The organism is Streptomyces sp. NPDC051207 (assembly GCF_040682395.1).
GTDB lineage: Bacteria > Actinomycetota > Actinomycetes > Streptomycetales > Streptomycetaceae > Streptomyces.
This window is the reverse complement of record NZ_JBFBAX010000035.1, coordinates 1-11443: the sequence shown is the minus strand read 5'-3', so window position 1 is coordinate 11443 and position 11443 is coordinate 1. Positions and strand designations below refer to the sequence as shown.

Here is an 11443-nt window from a genome sequence, read left to right as displayed (position 1 = left end):
GCACGAGCACCTCAGCGCAGCAGCACACCACAGCACCCTGGCCGATACACCGAGGGAGAGGTTCGATGACAGCCGTGTCCGTCCATGACCAGTTGGCGGCCTGGATAGAGAGCGAGGAGTTCTCCTGCCTGGGGGCCAAGTCGGCCCTGCGCCGCGGGAGCATGCGCCAGGTCCACGTGGGCGTCATGGGCACCGGGAGTGCGACGGCGGCGCTCCACGACGCCCTCACCGAGTTCGTTTCGCGCGACCTCAACCCCGAGCAGAACTTCGCCACCGTCGTCGCGGTCTTCGAGGGGCCGCTGGGGCTCGCGGAGCCGGACTTCCACGCACTGCTGTGGCAGCAGCTGACCGATCTGCACGCCCTGGACGCCGACCGCGGTTTTGGCTGGGCGGAGGGTGCGGATCCGGATCCCGCCTCTCCGAGGTTCGGCTTCAGCGTGGCCGGCCACCCGTTCTTCATCGTGGGCCTGCACGAGAACGCGTCGCGGATCACGCGCCGCTTCCCGTTCCCCGCGATGGCGTTCAACTCGCACCACCAGTTCAAGCGCCTGGTGGACAACGGCGTCTACCAGGGCCTGCAGCGCCGCATCCGTGAGCGCGACATGCGCCTGCAGGGTTCCATCAACCCGAACCTCGCCGAGTTCGGCGAGGCGTCCGAGGCGCGTCAGTACTCCGGGATGCGGACGGACGCGCAATGGCGCTGCCCGTTCGCCCCCGAGGGCGGCTCGGCCGCGGGGGCGCAGGCGGTCACGCGGCGGCCCGACGCGTGAGCGGTATGCACGGCTCCGTGCTCAGCATCAACGTCGGCCGGGCCCGCGCGGTGACCTTCACCGACGCCCCGGGCGGCGCGACCGGAATCGACAAGCGGCCGGTCGACGGGCCGGTCCGGGTGGCCCCCGCGGGGCCACCCGGCCTCGGGGGCGGCGGAGTCAGCGGTGACACGGTCTGCGACCTGCGCTTCCACGGCGGCACCGACCGCGCCGTGTACGCCTTCGCCCGCGAGGACCTGGACGAATGGCAGCGGAATCTGGACCGGGTCCTGAACAACGGTTCCTTCGGCGAGAACCTGACGGTCCTCGGCATGGACCTCCGCCGCGCGCTGATCGGTGAACGGTGGCGGGTCGGCCCCGCCACCGTCCTGGAGGTGACCGGCGGACGCATCCCGTGCCGCACCTTCGCCGGTTGGCTCGGTGAGAAGGGCTGGGTGCGCCGTTTCACTCGGGCGGCGTCCCCGGGCGCCATGCTCCGCGTCATCGAGGCAGGCGACGTCCGCGCGGGCGACCGCATCGCTGTCGTGCACCGCCCGGACCACGACGTCACCGTGTCCCGCCTGTTCCGCGCGGTGACCACGGAACGGGCGATGTTGCCGGACGTACTGGTGGCGGCCCCCTGGATGGAGCGCGAGCAACTGGAGATCGCCCAGCGGTACACCGCCAAGTACACGGCCGGCAGGGACCGGTGACCCGTCACCCCGCGCTCGCGGGGGTGGCTCCCAGCACATGAGCACCTTCGGCGGCCTGCTCCGGTCGTCCGTGCGCCCGCAGGGGTGGCTTCGTGTCCACGTACGCAGGCCTCCGGCGGGCTCGGTGATCTGTATGCGCCGGTGCTGTCACTGACGGCCGGCGATACCGAGCGGCCCGGGCTGCTCGGCTACAACAAACGGCCCTGGGCCGCCGTCCACGTCATCCACGCAGCCCGCCCCTCCCCGCACGTCCGATCGGACCCGGTTCCTGCTCACCCTGAGGCCGTAGCGTACGCAGGCACCGCCGTCAGCAGTGGCGGCAACACGGCGAGCTCACCCGATCACGGTCACCTTCCGTGGTCCGGTGTGCGAACTACCGATGTCACTGGGCTCACGTACCTCTTACATCGACCGGCTTCAGCCGGGCGAGCAGATCCGCTGTTGCTCCGACGCCAATGTGAGCTGCTTCGCCGATGCCGACGCGTGGACCGGCCCGCTTACGGCGGACTGGGGCCACCGACGCGGCCCTGCTACCGCCCGCCTCAGGCCGTCTCCGTCCTCACCGCACAGGTGGGTGTCGGCCGGTTCACCGAAGTGACCTGGCGCCAGGGCAGCAAAGGGACGATGACCTCACGATTCACGGTGCTGACAGTGCGGCCGGCGGGCAAGCAGTCCCTGGCCTCGGCCCAGGCAGCGGGCGGCGGCCGCAACCGGTGGGACCGTGTCCTGCCCGCCCGGACGCTCCTGGTGCAGTGGCCGGACGGCCAGACGGGCTCCGACCGGCTACTGGATATCGAACCTGCCCGCCACCACACCGGTCGCCGACCTGGTGCGGTGGGCGAAGATGCGCCGGCGGATCGAGCACGACTACCGCGAGCTCAAACACGGCCTGGGCCTGGGACCACTTCGAAGGCCGCACCTGGCGCGGCCGGCACCACCACGTCACCCTCGTCACCGCCGCCCAGGCCTTCCTCACCCTGCGGCGGCACGACCCAAAAGCCCACACGCCGGCCTGACCCTCTACCAGATCCTCGACATCCTTCAGGGCCTGCTGAGGTGCTGGACCGGCACCTGCACCACCTGCGGACGACCGCTAAGATCACAGGCCGTTCTGAATTCCCGGCAGTCGGCGAGCAATGCCCTGTCGGCAGGCAGCTGACGCGTTTGAACAGGGCTCGTGGCCACTGTGACGTCCGGCGGCATCGTCATCGAGACCCGGGTGATCGGGTTCAGCGCTTTCATTGGTGCTGTCGATCCGTCGATCCCGGAATCCGCGGGGCGGTTGTTTCAAGGAAGTGCGCGCCCCTCCTTCCGGATGTGCGCCCCTCCTTTTGGGCCATGGCTTCACAGGTACAGGGCCAGCGACATTGGGGAGGCGGTCAAGCCTCCCCGAAAAAGGGGAGGAGAGTGATTCGCTCGCCCCTCGCTTCCCGTGGAAGATCCACCAGGCAGGAGCACCAGCATGTCCTCACGTTCTCCATCCCTTAAACGCCGTATCGCACTGGCTGCCGCGGTCCTGGCGTGTAGTGCCGGTATGGCCACCTCGGCCGCAGGAGCCGCTCAGGCGACCACGAGCGCCACCTGCCTGGAAGGCCAGGTATGCGGATTCGACGACCTCGGTCTTCCGGCGTTTGCCACCGCCGCGCCTATCGTGAACGAGTGCGTCACCGTGCAGAGCAGCACCCTGCGCTCGATCACCTCGATCTTCAACAACAGTGATACCCGCGTGGGCATATCCACCAAGAGCTGTGCTTCGGCCAGCACCGACCCCGACATCCTCGTGGACAGCCGGACCCTGGCCGAATCCAACATCCAGAAGGAATCGACCCTGCACCTTGTCCTGAGGCTCCGAGGTGGCTGAGCGTCTCAGGAGCGGCGAGTGAGTTCCTCGGTCTGGGCAGGGTGATCGAGCAGGATGCCGAGGTGGCAGCGGCCCCAGTCGGAACCGGGGCCGCTGCCTGACATCCACATTTGCCGTAGAGAAGCTGCTTGCTGATGTGCAGGACACTGGCCCGTGCTGGCTTTGAAGTGGCGTCGGCTGGCGTTGATGGCAGCACTGGCCTGCGGGTGCGGCGGGAGACGGACTTCGTGATGGTCGGGTGGGTGCCTGGCAGCGAGCTGATCCGACGGGCCGTGAGGATAAGGAACGGATCCTCTGGGGCTGCTGAGGCTGGGGGCAAGTTGCCGACCGGCAACCTGGTCCTGGTGGCCCGGATGCTGATTGCCGCGGCCTGGTACCAGGTCAACTACCGCACCCCGATCGGGTTCGCCTTCCCGCCGCTGGCCATCACCGCCCGGGAGGACCCCGCCGCCTTCACCCTGGGACGGCTCCCAGAGCTTCCACACCGCGACATGGTGGCCGACGTCGTCGCCCAGCTCTACAAGGCCGCAGACGGCCCGCTCAACGCCCTGCGGGCCCGCACCCGGCCGCAGGACTGCATCCCGGCACCCACGTTCCCCACCCGCCGGATCAGCGCGGACGCCGACCTCGCCGTCGACGGACTGCTGCTCGACTTCAAAAGCACCCGGCACACCGGCACGCTCAGCCAGATCGAGGCGTGGCAGCTGACCGGCTACCTGCTGCTCGACACCGCCAACCAGTACCGGATCGACACCGTCGGCCTGTACCTCTCGCGCTCCGGCACGTCGGCCCGCTGGCCGGTCGAAGAGTACCTCCAGCTGCTCGGAGCCTGCCGCCGTGAAATCACCGTTTTCCGCGCCGCGTTCACCGAGCTCCTCGAAGGCTGCACCGCCGACGCCGAACCCTACGGCCAGGAAGAGGAGAACCGCGTCCGCAGGCTGCTACGGCGCCTGGCACCCGTCGCCGATCCGGGCCACTGCCTGGTGTGCACCCAGCCCTGCCCGCCATCCGGCCGCCGCCCCCGGGAGACCTCTGGTGCCGCGGACGCATCAACGTCCTGAGCAACAAAGGCCTGCTGCCCGGCGGCCCGGACGTGCTGCTCCCGCACCCGCGCAAGCAGCGCCTGGACCCGCCCAAGGACGCCGACACGGCGAGCCTCACACTCCATCCCCGCAGGCAGAACACGACCGCAGACGGCGGCCGACAGCAGACCCCTTGACACTCATCGGCAGGCGGGCGGATCGTGGCGGTCCGCTGCCGACCTCGTCGGCTGCCGCGGCATCCACGTCCCCGGCCACACCGCGTGCCTCGCCCACCTGCCCGACGCCGACCGCGACACCTACCTGGCCGGTCCGACCCCCGGCAGCGACATCGATCACCGCGGCACCCCGTTCACCGAACCCCTTCTCAACGCCTTGCTCAAAGCCCTCCGCGACCCCGCCACCGGACACCCTCGCCTCGGCACCGCCACATTCAGGTCAGCGACCTTCCAGGGCGACGCCGGGTTCGAATCGCCGACCTTCGGGACCGTAAGACGTTCGGTGTAACTCCCGATCATGGAAGATGCATCGATGACCAGTGAGAACGTAGCCGCGCAGGAGGCTGTCGAGTCGGCAGCGGCTGTGTCGGCGAAGGCCGTGGACGACCAGTTGATTGACGAACTGGTGAGCCGGGCCCAGGCAGAGGGCCTGCAGCTGACCGGCCAAGGCGGGCCGCTCCAGCCGCTGACCAAGCGGCTGCTGGAGTCCGGTCTCGAGGGTGAGATCACCGACCACCTCGGCTGTGACAAGCACGATCCGGCGGGCAAGGACGGCGGCAATTCCCGCAACGGTCAACGCTCCAAGACCGTGCTGACCGATGACGGCCCGGTGGAGATATTTGTGCCCCACGACCCCGACGGCTCCTTCGAACCGAAGATCGTAAAGAAGCGGCAGAAGCGCCTGACGGGCGTCGACGAGATGGTCATCTCGCCGGCCGCGAAGGGTTTGACCACCGGTGAGGTCCAGGCTCACCTGGCTGAGGTCTATGGCGCCGATGTCTCCCGCCAGACCATCTCCACCATCACTGACAAGGTGCTCGAGGGCATGGCCGAATGGCAGAGCCGGCCTCTCGACCCGGTCTGTCCGGTGGTCTTCATCGACGCCATCCACGTGGAGATCCGCGACGGTGCGGTGGCCAACCGGCCCATCCAGATGGCCCTGGCCGTCACCGTCGAGGGCCGGCGGGAGATCCTGGGCCTGTGGGCGGGCGACGGCGGCGAGGGAGCCAAGCACTGGCTGCACATCCTCACCGAGATCAAGAACCGCGGCGTGAGTGACGTGCTGATGCTCGTCTGCGACGGGCTGAAGGGCCTGCCCGAGGCGGTGGAGACGGTCTGGCCGAGACGATCGTGCAGACCTGTGTGGTGCACCTGCTGCGGAACTCTTTCCGCTATGCCGCCCGCCAGGACTGGCACAAGATCGCCAAGTTTCTCAAGCCCGTCTACACCGCACCGACCGCAGAGGCCGCCTCGGAGCGGTTCGCCGAGTTCGCCGACGCCTGGGGCAGGAAGTATCCGGCGATCGTCACACAACGATCACCCCAAGCTCCGGGCGGTACGGCAGATGCGCCGCATCCGAGCCTTCTACGCGCTGGGCGCTCTACTCTGGGCGGCGACCGCCGCCTGGTCAGGCTGGCAGAACCCCGGCACTCGGCAGATGTGGGTGCCCGTACTCCTGTTGGTCGTCTTCGCCGGTCTGCTGTCCGCGACGACCCTGTGGCTGTGGCTGCGGCAGCACCGGCTTGAGGACGCCGACCGGCCCGCCCGCCACGCGGCTCCACGCAGGCCGGCCGTCCGTCGCCACGCGAGCGCCTGACACACGGACCTGTGAGCCCGAAGCCTCCGGACCCGTGGCGGCGCTCGGCCGGACACGAAGCCGTCGGCGCTGAGGGCGACGTCGCCGACGCAAGGCGCAAGACGGCTCTCGCCGGAGCGGGCCTCGTGAGGCCGCCCGAGGTCGCTCCCGCGTGGTCGTCCTGCGAGGGCATCTCACGAGGCCCTCTCCCGCGCCCCTCAACCCCACCACGCGCATCGTGCGGCGCGGGAGTTTTGACGGCGCCGACACCCGTGGGGTCTGCGCCTGTTGGGGGACCGTCCGGGGGGTAGTCGCTTGCCATGACTGTCTACGGATTTCACGCCTCGCACGAGCAGATTCCACCCGCGGAACTGCTCGACGCCGTGGTACGCGCGGAGCAGGCAGGCTTCACCGCCGCCATGTGCTCGGACCACTTCTCGCCGTGGAGCGTGCGTCAGGGCGAGTCAGGCTTCGCCTGGTCATGGCTCGGAGCCGCCCTCCAGGCCACCGACCAGGTGCCGTTCGGTGTGGTGAACGCGCCCGGCCAGCGCTACCATCCCGCCGTCGTCGCCCAGGCGATCGCCACCCTCGCGTCCATGAACCCGGGCCGGTTCTGGACCGCGCTGGGCACCGGAGAGGCCTCCAACGAACACATCACCGGCGCGGGCTGGCCCCGCAAGGACATCCGCTCCGCGCGCCTGCGGGAGTGCGTCGACGTCATCCGGGCGCTGCTGCGGGGCGAGGAGGTCAGCCACGACGGGCTGGTGAGCGTGGACCGGGCCCGGCTGTGGACGCTGCCGCCCGAGGAACCGCCGCTGATAGGAGCCGCGTGCAGCACTGCCACCGCGGCCTGGTGCGCCGAATGGGCGGACGGACTGATCACGGTCAACGCCCCGCGCGAACGCCTGCGCGAGATCATCGGCGCGTACCGTGACGCGGGCGGCCGTGGGCCCCTCCACCTGCAGGTGCACCTGAGCTGGGCGCCCGACGAGGCCGAGGCGCTCGCTCTCGCGCACGACCAGTGGCGGACCAACGTGCACGCCCCGCCGGTCAGTTGGGACCTCGACTCCGCGGAACTGTTCGACGTCGTCAGCGAACACGTCACCCCCGAGCAGGTGGCGCGCACGGTCGACGTCTCCAGCGACCTCGGCCGGCACGCCGCCCGGCTCCAGGAGTACGTCGACCTGGGGTTCGAGGCCGTGATGCTGCACCACGTGGGTCGAGAACAGGCCGCGTTCATCGACGCGTTCGGCGCCGAGGTACTGCCGCGACTCGACGTGACCCGCCCGATCCCCGCCACGGCCAAGGAGTACCGATGCGTCTGACACGCACGTCCGACCTGTGGTGGAAGAACGCGGTGGTGTACTGCCTGGACGTCGAGACGTACCAGGACGGCAACGGCGACGGCATCGGAGACTTCGCGGGGCTCACCCAGCGCATCGACCACCTGGTGCGCCTCGGCGTGACCTGCGTGTGGCTGATGCCCTTCTACCCCACGCGGGAGCGCGACGACGGCTACGACATCACGGACTTCTACGGCGTGGACCCGCGCCTGGGCACCCTCGGCGACTTCACCGAGTTCGTCCGCACCGCGCGCGACCGCGGCATCCGCGTGATCGCCGATCTCGTCGTCAACCACACCTCCGAGGACCACCCCTGGTTCAAGGACGCCCGCTCGGGCCGGAACTCCGCCCACCGCGACTGGTACGTCTGGAAGGACGAGCCCCCACAGGACGGCCCTCAGGGCGTGGTCTTCCCCGACGCGGAGGACAGCCTGTGGGAGTACGACGAGAGCAGCGGCCAGTACTACCTGCACCGCTTCTACAAGCAGCAGCCCGACCTCAACATCGCCAACCCCGAGGTCCGTGACGAGATCGCCCGCATCATGGGCTTCTGGACCCAGCTCGGCCTGTCCGGCTTCCGGGTCGACGCCGTGCCCTTCCTGCTGGAGACCGACGGACAGAGCGACGCGGGGGAACTGCCCGACCCGCACGAGTACCTCGCCGACCTGCGCGCCTTCCTCGGCCGCCGCAACGGCGAGTCGGTCCTGCTCGGCGAGGTCAACCTGCCCTACGACGGCACCACCCGCTTCTTCGGCGACCCCTCCTCGGACCGCGGCGACGAACTCACCATGTGCTTCGACTTCGTCGCGATGCAGCAGATGTACCTGTCGATGGCACGCCGCGACGCCAGGCCGCTGGCCGCCGCTCTGCGCGAGCGCCCCACGGCACCGCGCGACGCCCAGTGGGCCGTGTTCGTGCGCAACCACGACGAACTCACCCTCGACAAACTCAGCGACGACGAACGGGCCGAGGTGTTCGCGTGCTTCGGCCCGGACAAGGACATGCAGCTGTACGACCGAGGGCTGCGCCGCAGGCTCCCGCCCATGGTCGACGGCGACCGACGCCGCGTCGAACTGGCCTACAGCCTGTTGTTCACCCTGCCGGGCACCCCCGTGCTCTTCTACGGCGAGGAACTCGGCATGGGCGAGAACCTGGCCGCGGAGGGACGCCAGGCCGTACGCACCCCGATGCAGTGGACGCCGCAGAAGGCCGCCGGGTTTTCCACCGCCGAGCCGGACACCTTCCCCAACCCGTTGGTGGACGGCGCGTTCGGCCCCCAGAACATCAACGTGTACGAGCAGAGCCGCGATCCTGCTTCCCTGCTGAGCCGCATGCGCCTGTTCATCGAACGCTACCGGGAGGCCCCCGAACTGGCCTGGGGTGAGTACCGTTTGCTCACGACGGGGGAGGACGCCGTGCTGGCGCACGTCTGCCGTGACGGTGACGGCGCCGTGCTGGCCGTACACAACTTCGCAAACCGGCCTCACACCGTACGGCTGGAACTGGCCGAGGCCGGATCCGGCGGACGGTTGACAGACCTGCTCGACGAGGGACACACCGGTCTCAAGGCAGGCGAGGACGGCACGTTCCACGTCGACCTGCCCCCGTACGGCTATCGGTGGCTCCGCGTCGGCACCCCGGCGGACGACCCCGAAAGGATCGCGTCCGGCTGACCGGCCCATGAGCGGCGGCCCCGAGCCATCGTCGGGGCCGCCCCGGTGTGCCGCGCCCGGGGTCAGCTCTGCTGCTGGCCCTGCTGCACGGCCTGGTTCGTCTGTCGGCCACCTGGTCTGCCGGCGGCGCCTCGGCGTTGACCTCGGTGCCGAAGTCGCACATCATCCTCCGGACACGGGAAGGAGGACCATCGGTTTGACCCGACGGCGCACCAGCACAGCCTGTCATCGCAGAGCGGGGCGAGGGCGGTGAGCGGAGTGTAGAGGGCGACTAGGGGGCAGCCCGCGGTGTTGCCGCCCGTGCCGGCCAGGTCCTGGCCGCCGCTATCGTCGTCCTCGTCCGGCTCCTGGCCGTCGTCGGCGCCGGCACAGTGGCAGGACAGGCAGCGGTCGAGGTCGCTGACCACGGTGGTCCGGACGAGCTGGCGGACGTGGGCGCGGCGCCGCCAGTCCCATAGCAGCGCCTGCCAGTCGACGCCGCTGGTGTTTGCGACGGCCGCACCTCATCGAAAGCACCGCAACCGCAGATCCGCGAGGCCTATCTTCCCTTCCGTGACAGCGAATCGACGGCCGCGACCGGAGCCGGACGACCGGGAGCTGCGGTTATGGAAGGTTGGCAGGGCCCTGACCGTCACCTTCGTCGCCGCGCTCCTGGCGGCCGGCGGTACCTTCTACGGCCTGGTGCACCTGCTGGACTTCCAGGAGATCGACAGCACCAGGAAGCTCGACGCCAAAACGCTTTTCGACCTGGTGAAATTCTCCATCGGCGTGGTCGCCGGAGCCGGTGCGCTCGTCGCCCTGGTCGTCGCCTACCGCCGCCAACGCGTCGACGAGGCCGGCGCCCACCGCGAAGCCACCCGCCTCCACACCGAACGCTTCTCCCAGGCCGTTGACAAACTCGGCTCCGAATCCCCCGCCGTGCAGCTCGGCGGCGTCCACGCCCTGGCCGGCCTCGCCGACGACGCCCCCGACGACAACCTGCGCCAGACCTGCATCGACGTCCTGTGCGCCTACCTTCAGCTCCCCTGGACCCCCGGCCCCGGCGACGACCCCGCGCAACAAGAGGAACACCACTGCTACCTGGCCCTCCGCAAGGTCCGGCATACGATCCTGCGCCTCATTGGAGACCACTACCGAGTTCCCCAAGGCGCTCACCGCTCATGGCTGAGCTGCAACCAGCGGCCTTCGAGGGCGACGCCGGTTCGACTTGGCGACCTTCCAGGGTGAGGCCTGGTTCGGGTCAGCGACCTTCCAGGGCAACGCTCGGTTCGAGTCGGCGGTTTTCGAGCGCTGGGTCAGTCTCGGCCGCTGGTGTGCGCTGGGCGGATGGGATTGTCCGGGGGAACCCGCGACAGTCCGGCCGGGTCACGGCCGTACGCCCGTACACCACGCCATCCGCGCGGGACAGTGGTGGTGCGTACTGCCCGGAGAGGCTTCGAATGTTTCGAAGCATTCCGGGTTGCGTGACGCCACAAGCTAGGTAGTTGCGGTCCTCCGGTCAAGGGTCGTCGCCCATCTGCCCCAAATCATTGGGTGGTTCACCTCGAAATCAGGATCTTCGAAACGTTCGAAACAGATGCGAAACTTTTCTCGTCGGAAGGGTTGACGAGGCACCGTCAACCCCTCAATCATCCTGTCTGGCGAACCGGTCGTAGATCGAGATTTCGAATGCATTCCCCCACCGTTGGATCCTGCCGGCTCCCATGACCGGGGTTCCGGTGATCCCGCTACTCCTGCCTTGGAGGCACAGCCATGGGCTCTTATGCCCTTCACAGACCCGTTGCCCGGCGAAAGATCGGCGTCCTGCTGTCAGCGCTGGTCGTCGGCGCCCTCGGCGGGGCCGGCGCACTGGTCGCGCCGCCGGCCGCACACGCCGCCGAGAGCACGCTCGGCGCCGCGGCGGCGCAGAGCGGCCGCTACTTCGGCACCGCCATCGCCTCGGGCAAGCTGGGCGACTCGGCGTACACGACGATCGCGAACCGTGAGTTCAACTCGGTGACGGCCGAGAACGAGATGAAGATCGACGCCACCGAGCCGCAGCGCGGTCAGTTCAACTTCACCGCCGCCGACCGCGTCTACAACTGGGCGGTGCAGAACGGCAAGCAGGTGCGCGGCCACACCTTGGCCTGGCACTCCCAGCAGCCCGGCTGGATGCAGAGCCTCAGCGGCAGCACCCTGCGCCAGGCGATGATCGACCACATCAACGGCGTGATGGCCCACTACAAGGGCAAGATCGCCCAGTGGGACGTCGTGAACGAGGCCTTCGCCGA

The 11443-nt window shown here is 69.2% G+C and carries 9 protein-coding genes and 2 pseudogenes; all 11 read left to right on the top strand.

Translation table 11 applies throughout. The features are described from left to right. Window positions 1-65: 65 nt before the first annotated feature. Window positions 66-770, top strand: a complete 705-nt coding sequence (gntA, locus tag AB0M97_RS26490; protein ID WP_365963488.1) for a guanitoxin biosynthesis heme-dependent pre-guanitoxin N-hydroxylase GntA — start codon at window positions 66-68, stop codon at window positions 768-770. Window positions 771-775: 5 nt separating this feature from the next. Then, the gene (locus tag AB0M97_RS26485; RefSeq protein WP_365963529.1) at window positions 776-1462 is read left to right on the top strand and encodes an MOSC domain-containing protein; all 687 of its coding nucleotides are present in this window, start codon (window positions 776-778) and stop codon (window positions 1460-1462) included. Window positions 1463-1984: 522 nt separating this feature from the next. Beyond that, window positions 1985-2478 (top strand): annotated as a pseudogene (locus tag AB0M97_RS26480) (IS701 family transposase); the annotation flags it as partial. A gap of 518 nt (window positions 2479-2996) precedes the next feature. Next, window positions 2997-3323 carry a hypothetical protein gene (locus tag AB0M97_RS26475; RefSeq protein ID WP_365963487.1) on the top strand — a complete coding sequence of 109 codons (327 nt, stop codon included), beginning with the start codon at window positions 2997-2999 and terminating at the stop codon, window positions 3321-3323. A 320-nt stretch (window positions 3324-3643) separates the two neighbouring features. Further along, window positions 3644-4384: a hypothetical protein gene (locus AB0M97_RS26470; RefSeq protein ID WP_365963486.1), complete on the top strand. Its 741-nt coding sequence runs from the start codon at window positions 3644-3646 to the stop codon at window positions 4382-4384. Between the two features lie 510 nt (window positions 4385-4894). After that, a pseudogene (locus tag AB0M97_RS26465) lies at window positions 4895-5889 on the top strand (IS256 family transposase); the annotation flags it as partial. Window positions 5890-6477: 588 nt separating this feature from the next. After that, complete coding sequence (locus tag AB0M97_RS26460) at window positions 6478-7482, top strand: TIGR03885 family FMN-dependent LLM class oxidoreductase (RefSeq protein WP_365963485.1); 1005 nt, start codon at window positions 6478-6480, stop codon at window positions 7480-7482. Next, the gene (locus tag AB0M97_RS26455) at window positions 7473-9173 is read left to right on the top strand and encodes an alpha-amylase family protein (protein ID WP_365963484.1); all 1701 of its coding nucleotides are present in this window, start codon (window positions 7473-7475) and stop codon (window positions 9171-9173) included. The genes AB0M97_RS26460 and AB0M97_RS26455 overlap by 10 nt, the downstream gene beginning before the upstream one ends. A gap of 552 nt (window positions 9174-9725) precedes the next feature. After that, on the top strand, window positions 9726-10400 hold the full coding sequence (locus AB0M97_RS26450) for a hypothetical protein (RefSeq protein ID WP_365963483.1): 675 nt from the start codon (window positions 9726-9728) through the stop codon (window positions 10398-10400). Then, entirely contained in the window at window positions 10381-10653 is a 273-nt protein-coding gene (locus AB0M97_RS26445) for a pentapeptide repeat-containing protein (protein WP_365963482.1), read from the top strand. Before AB0M97_RS26450 ends, AB0M97_RS26445 begins: the two co-directional genes overlap by 20 nt. 272 nt (window positions 10654-10925) lie before the next feature. Beyond that, window positions 10926-11443, top strand: a 518-nt coding sequence (locus AB0M97_RS26440; RefSeq protein WP_365963481.1) for an endo-1,4-beta-xylanase, incomplete at its 3' end; no start/stop codon positions are given.